Origin of the sequence: Curtobacterium sp. A7_M15, assembly GCF_030705415.1 — a bacterium.
GTDB lineage: Bacteria > Actinomycetota > Actinomycetes > Actinomycetales > Microbacteriaceae > Curtobacterium.
Genome location: NZ_JAUZED010000090.1, coordinates 1 through 14,875, shown reverse-complemented (window position 1 = coordinate 14,875; position 14,875 = coordinate 1). Strand labels below are relative to the sequence as shown.

General features: G+C 72.3%; 9 protein-coding genes, 1 tRNA gene and 1 rRNA gene. 2 read left to right on the top strand and 9 right to left on the bottom strand.

Annotated elements, in window-relative coordinates:
- Positions 1–214 precede the first annotated feature (214 nt).
- From Q7F20_RS14335 to Q7F20_RS14315, 5 genes are all read right to left on the bottom strand, one after another.
- Positions 215–2,140 (bottom strand): discoidin domain-containing protein, encoded by a 1,926-nt coding sequence (locus tag Q7F20_RS14335; RefSeq protein WP_305740749.1) that lies wholly within the window; start codon positions 2,138–2,140, stop codon positions 215–217.
- A 55-nt stretch (positions 2,141–2,195) separates the two neighbouring features.
- On the bottom strand, positions 2,196–3,170 hold the full coding sequence (locus Q7F20_RS14330; RefSeq protein WP_305740748.1) for a glycosyltransferase family 2 protein: 975 nt from the start codon (positions 3,168–3,170) through the stop codon (positions 2,196–2,198).
- Positions 3,167–3,997, bottom strand: a complete 831-nt coding sequence (locus Q7F20_RS14325) for a glycosyltransferase family 2 protein (RefSeq protein ID WP_305740747.1) — start codon at positions 3,995–3,997, stop codon at positions 3,167–3,169. Before Q7F20_RS14325 ends, Q7F20_RS14330 begins: the two co-directional genes overlap by 4 nt.
- 336 nt (positions 3,998–4,333) lie before the next feature.
- On the bottom strand, positions 4,334–7,063 hold the full coding sequence (locus Q7F20_RS14320) for an alpha/beta fold hydrolase (protein WP_305740746.1): 2,730 nt from the start codon (positions 7,061–7,063) through the stop codon (positions 4,334–4,336).
- Between the two features lie 158 nt (positions 7,064–7,221).
- A complete protein-coding gene (locus tag Q7F20_RS14315) occupies positions 7,222–8,556 on the bottom strand; it encodes a glycosyltransferase family 2 protein (protein ID WP_305740745.1) in 1,335 nt (444 codons plus the stop codon).
- Between the two features lie 293 nt (positions 8,557–8,849).
- On the opposite strand from Q7F20_RS14315, the gene Q7F20_RS14310 reads away from it, so the two are divergent.
- On the top strand, positions 8,850–11,030 hold the full coding sequence (locus Q7F20_RS14310) for a hypothetical protein (RefSeq protein WP_305740744.1): 2,181 nt from the start codon (positions 8,850–8,852) through the stop codon (positions 11,028–11,030).
- A 19-nt stretch (positions 11,031–11,049) separates the two neighbouring features.
- Positions 11,050–11,904, top strand: a complete 855-nt coding sequence (locus tag Q7F20_RS14305; protein WP_305740743.1) for a glycoside hydrolase family 16 protein — start codon at positions 11,050–11,052, stop codon at positions 11,902–11,904.
- Positions 11,905–12,013: 109 nt separating this feature from the next.
- Here the strand turns inward: Q7F20_RS14305 and Q7F20_RS14300 are convergent.
- The 4 genes from Q7F20_RS14300 to rrf form a co-directional block, all read right to left on the bottom strand.
- Positions 12,014–12,085: transfer RNA gene (locus Q7F20_RS14300), tRNA-Gln, on the bottom strand.
- A gap of 44 nt (positions 12,086–12,129) precedes the next feature.
- The gene (locus tag Q7F20_RS14295) at positions 12,130–13,056 is read right to left on the bottom strand and encodes an NAD(P)/FAD-dependent oxidoreductase (protein WP_305740750.1); all 927 of its coding nucleotides are present in this window, start codon (positions 13,054–13,056) and stop codon (positions 12,130–12,132) included.
- A gap of 103 nt (positions 13,057–13,159) precedes the next feature.
- On the bottom strand, positions 13,160–14,647 hold the full coding sequence (gene gltX, locus Q7F20_RS14290; RefSeq protein ID WP_305740742.1) for a glutamate--tRNA ligase: 1,488 nt from the start codon (positions 14,645–14,647) through the stop codon (positions 13,160–13,162).
- Between the two features lie 102 nt (positions 14,648–14,749).
- Positions 14,750–14,866, bottom strand: a 5S ribosomal RNA gene (gene rrf / locus Q7F20_RS14285).
- Positions 14,867–14,875 lie beyond the last annotated feature (9 nt).

The window sequence follows — 14,875 nt, the reverse complement described above, 5'->3', positions numbered from 1 at the left end:
ACCACAACGCCCACGACCCGAAGACGACGTGCATGCCCAGTGCACGGTGCACCGTGCACCGTGCACCGAAGCTCGCACGCAGCACGCCGCACGCCGCGCGACCCGGCCGCACGCCTGACGAACCCTGTGCATCGCGACCACGGAACCGCACGACGGGAGGCGCAGTGCCGACCGGCACCGCGCCTCCCGTCTCGGCCGTCCCGCCGCTCCCGGATCAGCCGGTGAAAGCGCGGAACTCGGCCAGGCCGACGTTCTGCGTGCTCGCCGACACGCCGGTCACGGTGAACCGGACCCACGTGACGGTGCGCGACGAGAAGTCCACGGTGAGCGGCGACGCGTCGTTCGGGAGTGACCCGACCGCCACCTGACTCCCGTCGGAGAACGTGAGCGTGCCGCTCGTGACCTGGTCGTCGCCGTTCGGTCGGTCGTACAACACGACCCGGTTCAGCGCTTTCGACGAGGCCCAGTCGAGCTGGAGCCAGACCCCGGTCTTCCCCCAGGGAGCGACCCACTCGGCGGTCGTGTTGTCAGGGTAGCCGCTGATGACTCCGTCGATCGCCTTGGCCGCGGTCTGCCCGGTCGACGCGTCGTCCCACGCCGCGCTGGCGGTGGCCGAACCCGTCACGTCCGTCGAACCTCCAGGCGTCGGCGTCGGCGTCGGCGTGGGCGTCGGGGTCGGCGTGGGCGTCGGGGTCGGCGTGGGCGTCGGGGTCGGCGTGGGCGTCGGGGTCGACGTCGAGCTCCCGGGGGCGAAGGTCCGGATCTCGGCCAGCCCGACGTTGCGCGTCGTCGCGCTCACTCCGGTGACGGTGAACTTCACCCAGCTGACCTGCCGGGACGAGAAGGTGACGCGGGTGAACGCACCGCCGTTGTCGAGCGTCGGCACCGCGACACTGCTCCCGTCGGAGAACGTCAGCGTGCCCGCGGTGACCTGGTCGTCGGCGTTCGGCCGGTCCGCCAGGTCGACGGCGCCGAGCGTGACCGGGCTCGACCACGCGAGCTGCAACCACGACCCGGCCCCGCCCCCGCGGGTCGCCCACTCGGCGGTCGGCGCGTCGGGGTAGCCGCTCGCGACACCGTCGATCGCCTTCGCCGCGGTCTGCCCGTCAGCCGGGTTCTCGCTGCTCGCCGTGACGGTCGCACCGGCGGTGACGTCAGCGCCGACCGACCCGCCCGAGCCGGTCCCGGGATCGGTGGGTGTCTGCGTGCCGACGGTGTACTCGCGGCTGAGCCACGAGCCCTCGGGACGCGACGAGCAGGACGCCACCGAGGCGCAGGTCTCGGCGTCGTACGCGGAGTACGCGAAGAACGCGTTCCCCTTCGCCTGCGTCTGCGCGGCCGTGAGGTTCGAGGGCTTGTTCGCGATCGGGTACCCCATGTAGCCGGTCAGCGTGCTCGAGGTCGTGAGCTGCTGCTGCGCCGACTTCGTCAGGTAGGCGACGGTGTGGTGGTCGCTGTGGTCGCCGTCACCGTAGGTACCGACGTGGTCGAGCGTGCTCACCTCCTGCGGTCCGTACCCCTTCATCAGCGCGAGCACGGTGGCCTGCAGCTGCGCGAGTGTGTAACTCGTGGCGTAGGTCGCACCGGACACTGTGCTGATGCTCGTGATCGAGCGCTGGTACAGCTTCTGCAGGCTCTGGTACCGGGTCGCGGCGAACCCGGAGCCGTCGATGTTCCCGTCCGGCAGCTGCAGGTACACCAGGCTGAGCCTCGGGTCCGCGGTCAGGGTTCGCGTCACGACGGTCTTGCCGCCGGCACTGACCGAGCCCGAGGTCCAGGCGTTCGAGACGCCGGCGAGGTTCGCGTAGGCGGCCTCGAGGCCGGTCTGCCGGCCCTTCCAGTACGTGGCGGACTTCCCCGCGTCGCCGGCGGTGACGATCACCGAGCGGACGCACTTGTCCGCGTCGATGTCCCTCCGGAGTTCGGTGCCCTCGAAGAGCAGGTCGTCGTCGGCGTGCGCCACGACGGTCAGGACCTTCCCCGCGCTGCAGTCCGCGGTGGTCGCCGCGCCCGCACTCGACGGTGCGAAGAGGCTCGGGGCCGAGACGGTGGCGCCGGTGAGGACGGCCGCCGCGACCGCGAGCGCCACCTTCCACCGGCGTCGGATGGTGGCACTCGGGGTCGCTGCGTCTCGTTGCATGTCGTCTTCTGGCGTGGGGTGTCGGTCGGGTGAGGGGGTACGGCCGGTCAGCGGGTCAGGGAGCCCGGACCGCCTGCGGCGCCGGTGCGGACACCGGGGCAGGTGCGCGGACCACGACGGAGCCGAAGACCCGGCCCACGGCGTAGCCGAACACGGTCGAGACCGCGGACGTGACGATCGCCAGGGCGCGGGTCCCGCCGCCGCGACCGAGGGCCCCGAGCTCGCGGAGCACCGCACCGGGCAGGACCCGGGTGAGGTACGTCGACTCGCTCGAGAGCGAGTCCTTCGCACCGACGCGGCCGCTGAGGACGGCCTTCGAGATGCCCTCGTAGTAGCTGCGACGACGCAGGTAGCGCATCGTGACGCGGTCCGGCGAGACCCGGTGCGAGACGTTCGAGCGCGGCTCGAAGCGGATGCGTGCACCGGGTCGGATCCGGGCGATGCGGATGCAGAGCTCGGTCTCCTCGCATCCCAGCGGGTGGTTGCCGACGCGGCCGATGCCGGAGCGGAAGCCGCCGGCGGCGAGCACGACGTCGCGGTGGAAGGCCATGCTCGAGCCGATCACGTTGCGGACGTCCGCGGAACCCGTGGGCAGGCCGGTGTAGCTGCAACCGACGATCCAGAGGAGTTCGTCCGGGTAGGGTCCCGCTCCCGTCGCGGTCGGCCACGACGGGGTCGCGCGGCCGCCGACACCGACGACGTCCGGCAGCTCGAGCGCCTCGACGAGGTGCATCAGCCAGTCCGGGTCGGCCGTCGCGTCGTCGTCCAGGAACGCGACGACGTCCGCGTCGGTGAGTGCGACGCCGGTGTTGCGGGCACCCGAGAGGCCGCGGTCCTCGGCGTTCTCGACGACCCGGAGTTCCGGCCACCGGGCGGCCGCCCGTCGGAAGAGCTCCGGCTCGTGGTCGATGACGACGATCACCTCGGTCGCGTCGGGCTGGCGCTTCGCCGACTCGACCGCGTCCTGCAGGTCACCCCAGCGCTGCTGCGTGTACGCGCAGATGACGACGGCGACCGTCGCGACGCTCACGCCGCTTCCTCGTCCATCGCCGGCACGGCCGCCGGGACCACGAGACCGGAGACCGGCGTCGACACGAGGCGCATGCGCGCCTTGGCCTCGCGGGCGCGCCGACGCTCGTGCATGATCGACTTCAGGACGCGGATGCCGTCGCTGACCGCGTTGAGGTTGCTGGTGCCGTGCACGCGGAGCTTCTCGTGGCTCGGCACCTCCGTGATCGCGAACTCCGCGGCGGACCAGCGGCAGGTCAGGATCGTCTCGATCTCGAAGCCGTCGCCCCAGCGCATCGAGCCGTCGGTCGGCTGCGGCAGCGTCGACGACAGGAGCCCGATCGTCGGCAGGGTGTCCGCCCAGAAGGCGTTGTAGCCGTAGCAGAGGTCGGTGTACTTCGCGCGGAGCAGCACGTTGGAGATCATGTTGAGCCCCTTGTTGCCGAGCCCGCGGATGATCGTGATGTCGTCGCTGCCACCGCCGGGCGCGTAGCGCGATCCCTTGGCGACGTCGGCGCCGTCGACGAGCGCCTGCACGAAGCGCGGGATCTCGGCGGCGTCGGCGGAGCAGTCCGCGTCGAACATCACGACGACGTCGCCGGTGACGGCCTCGAAGCCGCAGGCGAGCGCGTTGCCCTTGCCCTTGCGGGTCTGCTGCACGACCTTGATCGTCGGCATGAGGCGCTGCGCCGTCGCGATGGTGTCGTCCACCGAGTTGCCGTCGACGAGGATCACCTCGTACACGGGCGGGAGCTGCGGGAGGATGATCTCGAGGTTGCGGGCCTCGTTCCTCGCGGGGATGACGACCGAGACGCGGGGGTCTCGAGGTCGGTCGGTGCTGGCGGACATGGTGCTCCTGTCGGGTTCAGGCTGCATGCGGAAGTGGTCGAGGGGAACCCGACGCTGGGTGGGCGTCGGAACGGGGGTACACCGTTCCCTGGGCTTGGACCAACCATCGTCCGGCTGACGTGGCTGGTCAATGCGCCCGGGCGGTGGTTGCGGACCCCCGAGTGCGGATACGGAAACCCGCAATGCGCGGCCAGTTGGCGTGTCGGCGCGCACGACGGCCCTGGAGGCGCGGGGCGGGCCCGCCCCGCGCCGCCCGGGGCGGGGGTGGGCGCGCCCGCCGGCCCTGGAGGCGCGGGGCGGGCCCGCCACGTGCCTCCAGGGCCGTGGACGGTCGCGTCAGGGACGCGACTCGTGCGTCGTGAAGGCGGCGCGCAGTGCGGTCGCCAGCTCGGCGACGTGCGGCTCGCGGAGGAGCGAGCTGTGCTCGCTCTCGATGCGCACCGTGGTGGTGTCGCCGCGGAGGACGTCGTTCCAGCCGTCCACGTCGGGGTTGCCGTCGGCGAGCACGAACGTCGCCGAGCCGTCGTAGGGCGTGGGCGTGTGCCGACGCGTCACGATCGTGGCCTGGTCGAAGAGCGCGTCGAAGTCCTTCTGCCCGCCGTACCGCAGGACACCGGCGCCGTAGGCGCGGACGCGCTTGGCGAACTCCTCGCCCACCGGCACGCCGGCGGGCAGGATGCGCCTCGCGGCTCGGTCGAGCCCGCGCTTGAGCGCTCGGAGCGCGGGGTTGCGCACCGGGGCCTCGGCCATCCGGCCGAAGTGCAGCTGCGCCTGCTCGGTGCTGCTGCGCGGCAGGTAGCTGTCCAGGATCGCGACGTGTTCGACCCGCTCCCCGCCCTCGGTGAGGAGCTTCGCCACCTCGAGGGCGATGAGGCCGCCGAGGGAGTGCCCGACGAGCAGGTACGGGCCGCGGGGCTGGACGATGCGCATGAGCTCGACGGTGCGCCGGGCGGTGCGCTGGATGCTCCAGTCCGGGATCGCCCGTCGCTCGAGGCCGTGCTGCTGGAAGGCGTAGACGTCGTGCTCGGGCAGGTACCGGGACAGCGGTAGGAACGTCAGCCCGAGGGCTCCGGCGCCGCTGAGGCAGAACACCGGCGGGCGTCCGGGGACGCGTGCCTCGGAGACCTTGACGACGTCGGGGTGGCTCGGCAGGGACTTCGCGCCCGTCCGCACCCGACGGGCGAAGGCACGCAGGGTGGGTTGTTCGAGGAGCTCGGACGCGCGGAGGTCGACGCCGAGCCGGGCCTGCACGATCGCGAGCATCTCCTCGGCGGAGAGCGAGTCGCCGCCGAGCGCGGTGAAGTCCTCGTCGAGGTGCACGCCGCGGAGTCCGAGCACCTCGGCCCAGATCTGGCCGACGACGAGTTCCCACTGGTCGTACTCGCCCTCGACCATCTCGACCTCGAGCGACGGCGCACCGGGCAGCTTCGCCCGGTCGACCTTGCCACGCTCGTTGCGCGGCAGCTCGGGCATCGGGACGATCGCGGCCGGGACCATGTACTCCGGCAGCTTCGCCCGGAGCGCGCGTCGCAGTGCGGCCGGCGCCGGGGTGCGTCGACCGGGACGGCCGACGACGTAGGCGACGAGTCGCGTGACCGCGGGCGGGTCGACGAGCGCGGTGACCACGACGTCGTGGACGTCCTCGACGGCGCGGAGTGCCGCCTCGACCTCGCTCGGCTCGACGAGGTACCCGCGGACCTTCACGGCGTCGTCGTCGCGGCCCAGCAGGACCAGGCAGCCGTCCTCCTCGAGGCGCGCGAGGTCGCCCTGGCGCCACAGCGGGGTGCCGTGCTCGTCGACGGAGAGGTGCTCGCTCGTCTTCTCGGGCGCACCCCAGTACCCCGCGGTCATGCCGTCTCCGATGACCACGAGCTGGCCGGTCTCGCCCGTCGCGGCGGGCGTGCCGTCCTCGCGGATGACCCGGGCGGTCTTGCCCGGCGGCGTGTAGCCGGCCGGCACGACGCCGGTCGGGACCTCGTCGTCCGGCCCCACGGGGAAGTACGAGACGGCACCCATCTCGCTCGACCCGAAGCCGTTCCAGACGACCGTTCCGGCACCGAGGACCGGGCGCGCGGCGTGCACGTCGGTGCCGGTGATCGGCTCGCCGACCGTCATCACGAGGCGGAGCCCGGCGAGCGCGGGGTGCAGGTCGGTGCCGCGGTCGCGCACGGTGGAGACGACCGACCGGAGCAGGTGCGGCGTGCAGACGACGGCGGTGACGCGCTCGGCGGCCATGCCCTCGAGGAGCCGCTCGGTCCCGAGGTCGCGTGCGTCGAGCAGCACCGCGGCGGCGCCGCTCAGCATGCTGTCGAGCGTGGTGAGGATGCCGGCGGCGAAGGACAGCGGCAGGACGACGCCCACGAGGTCGCCGGGGCGGTAGTCGGCGCTCCAGGCGCTCTGCTCGGTGTTCCGGAGGAGCTGCCGGTGCGTCATCGCGACGCCCTTCGGCAGGCCGGTCGAGCCCGAGGTGAACACGATGGCGGCGGGGTCGGTGCCGCCGGGCCGGGACGTGGCTGCCGGGTCGGCGTCGGTGCCGGTCGTCGCGGTGGTGCCCTGCCGGGTGCTGGTCGCGATCAGGGCGTCGAGGTCGTGGACGGTCCCGCCCGCACCGAGGACGGCTGCCGCGAGGTCGGCCCGGGTGTCGTCGGCGAGCACTTCACCGATCCCCGCGAGCGTGACGACGTGCTGCAGGCGCGCCTCGGGCAGGTGGTCGTCGAGCACGACGATCGTCCGGCCGGCGGCGAGCAGCGCGAGCATGCCCACCACCGTCTCGGTGGTGTGCCCGGCCATGATCCCCACCGGGACCGAGGCGCCGGTGTGCTCCGGTCCGACGCCCGCGCCGGTGCGGTCGTCCGGTCGGAGCACCTGGGTGAGCTGTGCGGCGAGCGCCCGGACGACGCGGTCCGTCTCGGCGAAGGTGCGGGCGGTCCCGGCGCCGGCGAGTGCCGGGGACTCGGGGAACGCCGCGACGACGCGCGCCCACCGGTCCAGGACCGAACGGTCGTCGGATGCCGGGACGGCCGGTTCGACGGTCCGGTGTCGCGCTGTCGAGTGTGTCGGACGCATTGCTTCTCCCCTGGGTCGGGCGGGCCGGTGGTGCGCTGCTGTTGCTCGGAGGACGGTAAGCCGCTCGGAGGCCCTCGATCGAGGGGTCCGGGACGCCGTGCGGGGATCCTGCGGTTTGGCGCATCCTCGCGATCCGCCCTGGATCCCCGATGAAGGGCCTATCGGTTCGCTGTGCGCGTACGGGCGCGGACGGTGCGACGGGACCGCCCGTACCGGACCACGCCGCGCCCGACGGCGAGGAGCTCGACCCAGCGCATCCGTCCGACCTCGCGGAGGAACGCGGCGTCGGCGACCTGCTCGGCCCCGGTCACGACCGGCGCATCCGTCGGGCCCGCGACCGGTTCGGCTGCGCTGCCCACGACGAGGTGGCGGACGGCACGCGGTGCGCGCTGCAGCGCCATGCCGAGGGTGCGGGGGTGCAGGGCGATCTTGGTGAGCCAGGCCCCGAGGCCGGTGCCGTAGCCCTCGGCCTGCTTCCGGAGCGCGGGCAGGTCCGCACGGTGCCGGTGCCAGACCAGCGCCGCGGGTTCGACGACGAGCGCAGCGCCCGAGAGCACGACGCGCGAGAACATGTCGATGTCCTCGCCGCCCCCGGTGACCGTGCCGACGCCCAGCGCCTCGTCGAAGCCGCCGAGTGCGGTGATCGACGACCGGCGCATCGCGAAGTTCGCACCCGTGCCGTAGTCCCCGACCGCGAACGGGAACAGCGGGCGGTCGACCGGCGGCGCGGACAGGCGGTGCACGCGGGGCACGAGGTTGCGCGACCACGTGACCCGTTCGTCGAAGTACCGCTGGGTCGGGGTGCGGAGTTCGCCGCTGGCGACGAGTCCGCTGACGCACACGACGTCGTCCCCGCGGGAGAACCCCGAGGCGACGGCGCGGAGCCACGCCCGGTCGACGACGACGTCGTCGTCCGTGAACGCGACGATCTCGTGCCGCGCGGCCAGGACGCCGGCGTTGCGCGCGCTCGAGAGGCCCGGGACCGGCTCGCGGACGTACCGCACGCGGTCGTCGTCGAGAGCGTCGACGAGCTCACGGGTGGACTCGTCGGAGGGCGCGTTGTCCACGATGACGACCTCGAAGTCCGGGTGGTCCAGGGCGAGCAGCGAGTCGAGGGCGGCACCGAGCTGGTCGGCACGGTCGCGGGTGCACAGGACGACCGACGTGCCCGGCAGGCGGACGGGGACGGGCGGCTGGGGCACGGCCGGCAGGGCGGCGACGGCGGCTCGGAGCGCGGCGACCTCGATCGCCGCGTCGGACACCGGCAGGTCGACGAACCCGAGCGGTGCCACGCCGTCGCGGACGAGGAGTCGGGCCGATCGGTGACCGTCGGAGTCCTGGAGCCGCACCGTGCCGGCGTCGTCCCCGGGCACCTCGGCGACGTCGATGACCCCGACCCAGACGGCACCGGACCACGTCGGGTCGGCGGCGCTCGACATCGGGCGGGCGAGCTCGATGCGCGGCGGGAGCGAGCGCTGGATGGTGTCGGTCATGGGAAAGCCTGTCTCGTGTCGGGGGACGTGCACGGTCGCAACCGGCCATCCCACCGTCGTCGCGGCGACCCCGCCGGTCAACGAGGAGCCCGAAGCGTGCGGTTTCTCCGTCCTGCGCGGCCGCGACGCGTGCGTGATCCCGCAATGCCGCAGGGCACCCGCACTTCCCCGCGACCGCTCTCCCGACCGGCCCCGGCCCCCGGTTACCGTCGTGACACCCGCAGGCCGCCGCCAGTCGCCGGCCCAGACCCGAAGGGACGCTCGATGCGTCAGTCGATCGCGGTGGTCGAGCAGTGACCGCCACCACGACCCCCACCAGGATGTCGCTCCGCCACGGAACCCGGGCGCTGCCGACCTCACCGGTGCCGTCCCTCGTCGCCGCCGGGATCGGTTTCGTCGGCGCCGCCCTGATCGCGGTCGACGCGACCGGTCCGCTCCGCACCGCCGTCGTGCTCGTCGCGCTCCTGGTCGTGCCGGGCCTGCCGCTCGTGCGGCTGCTCGGGCTGCGGGAGCCGATCGGACGGGCCGGGCTCGTCGTGGCCGCCAGCGCGGCGATCGACGCGGTCGTCGCCCTCGCGATGGTGTGGACCGAGCAGTGGGTCCCGCTGCCCGCGGCCGGGCTCCTCCTGCTCGTCGCCGGGTGGGTCTCCCTCGGTCAGGGCGTCCAGACGGCACGCACCGTCCGCCGACCGGACCGTGTGCGGTCGGCCCTGCCGACCGCCGTCCTGGTCCGCACCCTCGCAGCGTCGGGCGTCCTCGTCACCGGGCTGGCGCTCTGGACGGTGGGCGTCGCGCAGACCGACTCGACCGGACTGGGCGAGTGGGGCCTCCTGACCGCGTTGCCCGCCGTGTGGTGGGCCGGCGCGGCGCTCGTGTTCGTCGTCGCGCTCGTGACGCTCCTCGACCGTCGCCACCACGTGGTGGTCCGCGCGGTGTCCTCCGGCGTCCTCCTGCTCGTGATGTACGGCACGTCGAACCTCGTCGCCGCCGAACCCCGCCCGCCGTGGGTCTTCAAGCACATCGCCGTCACCGCGTACATCCTGCAGCACGGCGCCGTCGACCCCTCGATCGACATCTACAACCGCTGGCCCGGCTTCTTCAGCGTCAGCGCGTTCCTCGGCGCAGCCACCGGCACGCTCGACGCGGCGGACCCGGTGCGGTGGACGGAGCTCGCGTTCGCCCTCGCCGACGGCGCACTCGTCCTGGGGATCGCACGCACCCTCGGGGCGAAGGGCCGCTGGGCGACCGTCGCCGCCGTCGTGTTCAGCGCAGCGAACTGGGTCGGACAGGACTACTACTCGCCGCAGGCGTTCGCGTTCTTCCTGTTCCTCGCGGCGGTCCTCGTCGCGCTGACCGTCCTCCGGGGCGGCCCGAACGCGATCGGGCGGTGGCTCGCGACGACGGCCGGGCGGCTGCTCCGTGCACGCCGCTCCCCCGTGGCCGAGGCCGCCGCCACTCCGACGCGGACCGCGGTCGTCGCGGCGATGGCGCTCCTCGTCGTCCTGCAGTTCGTCATCACGGCGTCGCACCAGCTGACCCCGTTCGTGGTCGTCGCCGCCTTCGTGCCGCTCCTCGTGCTCGGTTTCCTCCGCCCGTGGTGGCTGGCCGTGCCCCTGACCCTGCTCCCCCTGCTGTACCTCGTGCCGAACCTCGACTACATCCAGGAGAAGTTCGGGCTCACCACCGGTTTCGACCCCGTGAGCAACGTCACCGCCGCGTCGACGTCCATCGCGATCCCGTCGATCGCGACGACCCTGCAGTCCCGCGCGGTCCTCGGGATCACGGCACTCGTCGCCGTGTGCGCCGTCATCGGACTCGTCCGGATGGTCCGCGGTGGGCACGCCCGACGCGCCCTCGTGGTGCTCTGGCTGGCGGCCTGCCCGATCGTGCTCGTGCTCGGGCAGAGCTACGGCGGCGAGGCGAAGTTCCGCGTCGTCCTGTTCTCCGCGCCGTTCCTGGCGATCGCAGCCGTCCACGCCTTCCACGGCCGCCGACTCCGCATCGCCGCCACGGCCCTGGTGCTGACCGTGCTCACCGCACTGTTCCTCGGTGCCACGTTCCAGACCGAGCAGGCGAACCAGACCGCGCCGGCCGACGTGGCCGCCGCGAAGTGGCTCGACGGCCGGTTCCAGGCGGACGACACCCTCACGACCGTCGGCAGCTTCCCGTCGATCATCGGCGGGAACTACGAGAACTTCCTTCGCCACTGGGGGCAGGTGGACTCGCTGCAGAGCGAGGCGGCCTGGTTCCCCGAGGGCATGACGGCCGACGACCTCATCGGGGTCCTGCAGGACCGCGACCAGGGTGGACACTCCTGGCTCGTGTTCTCGGCGGCGCAGCGGTCCGACGCCATCACCCGCGGGACCCTCACCGGTGCGCAGATCGACGCGATCGAACGGTCCGTGGCCGACGAGGGCACCCTCCGCTACGACCGGGACGGGGTCCGGATCTACGAGGTGCGCGATGCAGCATGAGCCCGGGGCACGTCACCGGATGACCACCAGGCGGTCCTTCCTGCGACGGGGCGCGACGATCGCCGGGGTCGTGGGGGTCGCCGCGGTCGCCGGCACCACCGCCGTGGTCCTCCCCATGCGTGTCGGTGGTTCCGCGGCCCGTGCCGAACGCATGCCGACCGGCGCGCTCGAGTCCGAAGGCACCAGGTGGATCCCGTACCTCGCCCAGGACTTCGACCGCGACGCCGCACTCGGTGAGCTCCTCGCCGTGTACCCCCGGATGGCGGAGTACAGCGGGATGCGTGACACGTCGGGCAAGGGGCTCTACGCCCCCGACCAGGTGGTCTCGGTGCACGACTCCGTGCTCGACTTCCACCTCCGCAGCAGCGGGTCCCAGCCCCTCGTCGCGACGGTCCTGCCCGCCGGCTACCGGGCGTACACGCACCAGCGCGTCTCGATCCGGTACCGCGCCGACGAGGTGCCCGGCTACAAGTTCGTCATGATCCTCTGGCCGCTGTCAGGGGACTGGAACGAAGGTGAGATCGACTGGCCGGAAGGCGACCTCACCGGCGACGTCCGACCGGTGTCGGCGATCCCCGGCAGCTACGACCCCGCGACCGAGGCGATGACCTTCCTCCCCGAGGACCCGACCGTGGTGTCCGGCGGCCAGACCGACTGGCACGTCGCGACCGTGGAGTGGACCGCCGACGCGGTGCGCTTCTACTGGGACGACGAACTGCTCGAGACCGTCACGGGCGCGGTGCCCACGACGCCGATGCGCGTGACGCTGCAGGCGGAGACCATCGTCCACGACGCCGAGGTGCCGACCGACGCATCCGGGCACGTGCTCGTGGACTGGGTGGTCGCGTACCGGAAGAGCCGGGCGCAGTCCTGACCTGATCGGCCGCCCTGGCGTGTCGGTTCGTCGCCTGGCGTGTCACGCGGCTTCTGCGCCGGAAACGGAACAAGCCCCCGGGATCTCCCGGGGGCTTGTTCTTCGAGTGCTGGGGTACCTGGACTCGAACCAAGAACGACGGTACCAGAAACCGCTGTGTTGCCAATTACACCATACCCCAAAGGCCCGGAGGCCTTCGGTCCCGGTTGCCCGGGGCACGATCAACTACTGTACAGCATCCCGGAGGTCCGTGAGACCTCCCACGAGATCCCGGTGCACCGCGGCGGCCGTGACCGCCCCGTGGCCCGCTGCGACGATCAGCTGCTCCGGCCCGGGCGGTGTCACGTCGCCCACGGCGTACAGCCCGGGCACGCTCGTCCGTCCGGAACGGTCCACCACCACGAGCCCCTCGGCGTCACGGTCGAGGTCCGCGTCGACCCACTCCAGGTCGGCGTACCACCGGGGTCGGACGAACCCGCCCGTGCGCGGCTCCACGTGCCCGTCTGCGAGGCGGACGCCGGTCATCCCGGACCGGTCCCCCTCGAGGTCGGCAACGGGCCGCTCGTCGACGCGGACGCCGGCTGCGGCCAGGCGCTCCCGACCGGCGTCGTCGAGCGGCGCGACCCCGTTCGTGTACACGATCAGGTCGTCCGCCCACGCCGCGATGAGCAGGGCGCGATCGACGACGTCGTCCGTCTCGCAGAGGAACGCCAACGGCTCGTCGGCCTTCTCGTAGGCATCGCACTCGACGCAGCTGTGCACCGCGGTGCCGTAGAACGCGCGGAGCATCGGGAGCGCCGGGAACTCCTCGCGCAGGCCCGTCGCGAGCACGACCGCACGAGCCGTGGCCTCGACCTCGGTGCCGCGCCAGGCGCCGTGCACGCGCCAGCGGTCACCGTCCGGTGCGATCCGGTCCACGACCGTCTGCACGACCGTGGCCTCGGCGTACGACTCGACCTCGGCACGGCCGAGCTTCCGGAGCTCGAGCGGGGAGACACCGTCGCGCGTCAGGAACCCGTGCGACCGCAGCGTGGCGGCGTTCCGGGGGCGGTTGGCGTCCACGAGGAGCACGGTGCGCTTCGCTCGGACCAGGTTGAGCGCGGCGCTGAGACCCGCAGGACCCGCACCGACCACCGCGACGTCGACGGTCAGGCGCTCGACATCGTCGGCCGTGTCGTTCCGCTCGGCCTCGGTGTCCTGCTGCCCGGCCGCGGTCGCCTGCCGTTCGGCCGCGGTCGCCTGCCGTTCGGCCACGTCAGCGGTCCGCGAGGCGACGCAGGCGCGTGAGGGTGGACTCCTTGCCCAGGATCTCCATCGACTCGAAGAGCGGCGGGCTGATCCGACGACCGGACACCGCGACGCGCAGCGGCCCGAACGCCACCCGGGGCTTCAGGCCGAGGCCGTCGATGAGCGCCGCACGGAGGGCACCCTCGATCGACGCCGTCGCCCAGTCCTCCAGCGGCTCGAGCGCGGCGATGCTCGCGCGGAGCACGTCACCGGCGTCGGCCTTGAGCGTGCCCAGGGCGTCGTCGTCGACCTCGAGCTGGTCGTCCGGAGTGAAGAGGAACGCCAGGAGACCCGGAGCCTCCCCGAGGAGTTGCATGCGCTCCTGCACGAGCGGCGCCGCCTTGGTCAGCACCTCGAGCTGCTCCGGCGTCACCGGGTCGGACACGACGCCCGACAGGTACGGCAGGAGCCGGTCGCGGAAGTCGTCGGCGTCCAGCAGACGGATGTGGTCACCGTTGATCGCCTCGGCCTTCTTGTGGTCGAAGCGCGCCGGGTTGGGGTTGACGTCGGAGACCTCGAACGCCTGCACCATCTCGTCGACGGTGAACACGTCACGGTCGGCGCCGATCGACCAGCCGAGCAGCGCGAGGTAGTTGACGAGCCCCTCGGGGATCATGCCCGCCGCCCGGTGGTGGAACAGGTTCGACTCGGGGTCACGCTTCGAGAGCTTCTTGTTGCCCTCGCCCATGACGTACGGCAAGTGGCCGAACACCGGGATGAACTCGGCGAGCCCGACCTCGTACAGCGCTTCGTACAGCGCGATCTGACGCGGCGTCGACGACAGGAGGTCCTCACCCCGGAGGACGTGCGTCACCCCCATCAGCGCGTCGTCCACCGGGTTTGTGAACGTGTAGAGCGGCTTGCCGTTCGGCCGGACGACCACGAAGTCCGGGAAGGTGCCCTGCTTGAAGGTGATCTCGCCGCGCACGAGATCCTGGAAGCTCAGATCCCGGTCCGGCACGCGCAGACGGAGCGCCGGCTCACGGCCCTGGTCGCGGAAGGCCTGCCGCTCGGCGTCCGTCAGCTCGCGCTCGTGGTTGTCGTAGCCCTGCTTCGGATCACGGCCAGCGGCCTTGTTCCGCGCTTCCATCTCTTCCGGCGTGACGAACGACTCGTAGACGTGTCCCGAAGCCTTCAGCTTCGCGATGACGTCCTCGTACACGTCCGATCGCTCGGACTGGCGGTACGGACCGTGCGGACCGCCGGCCTCGACGCCCTCGTCCCAGTCGAGTCGCAGCCACCGCAGTGCCTCGAGGATCTGCTGGTACGACTCCTCGCTGTCACGAGCAGCGTCGGTGTCCTCGATGCGGAACACGAGCTTGCCACCGGTGTGCCGCGCGTACGCCCAGTTGAACAGCGCCGTGCGGATGAGTCCGACGTGCGGCGTGCCCGTCGGGCTGGGGCAGAAACGGACACGGACATCGGAGCCGGAGGCGGTGGTGAATGGCGCAGTCATGACACCACGATCCTACCGGCCCGGCGGCTGCGGACTCGGCCGCAGACGCAGGAAACCCCTGGCCACGTGGTGGTCAGGGGTTTCCTGGTGTTGCAACGTTGAGTCCGGCGGCGTCCTACTCTCCCACAAGGTCCCCCTTGCAGTACCATCGGCGCTGAGAGGCTTAGCTTCCGGGTTCGGAATGTGACCGGGCGTTTCCCTCTCGCTATGACCACCGGAACACTTTCG

Coding starts and splice junctions, on each gene's coding strand:
- Q7F20_RS14335 (WP_305740749.1), bottom strand. CDS start 2,140: ATGCAACGAGACGCAGCGACCCCGAGTGCCACCATCCGACGCCGGTGG.
- Q7F20_RS14325 (WP_305740747.1), bottom strand. CDS start 3,997: ATGTCCGCCAGCACCGACCGACCTCGAGACCCCCGCGTCTCGGTCGTC.
- Q7F20_RS14320 (WP_305740746.1), bottom strand. CDS start 7,063: ATGCGTCCGACACACTCGACAGCGCGACACCGGACCGTCGAACCGGCC.
- Q7F20_RS14315 (WP_305740745.1), bottom strand. CDS start 8,556: ATGACCGACACCATCCAGCGCTCGCTCCCGCCGCGCATCGAGCTCGCC.
- Q7F20_RS14305 (WP_305740743.1), top strand. CDS start 11,050: ATGACCACCAGGCGGTCCTTCCTGCGACGGGGCGCGACGATCGCCGGG.
- gltX (WP_305740742.1), bottom strand. CDS start 14,647: ATGACTGCGCCATTCACCACCGCCTCCGGCTCCGATGTCCGTGTCCGT.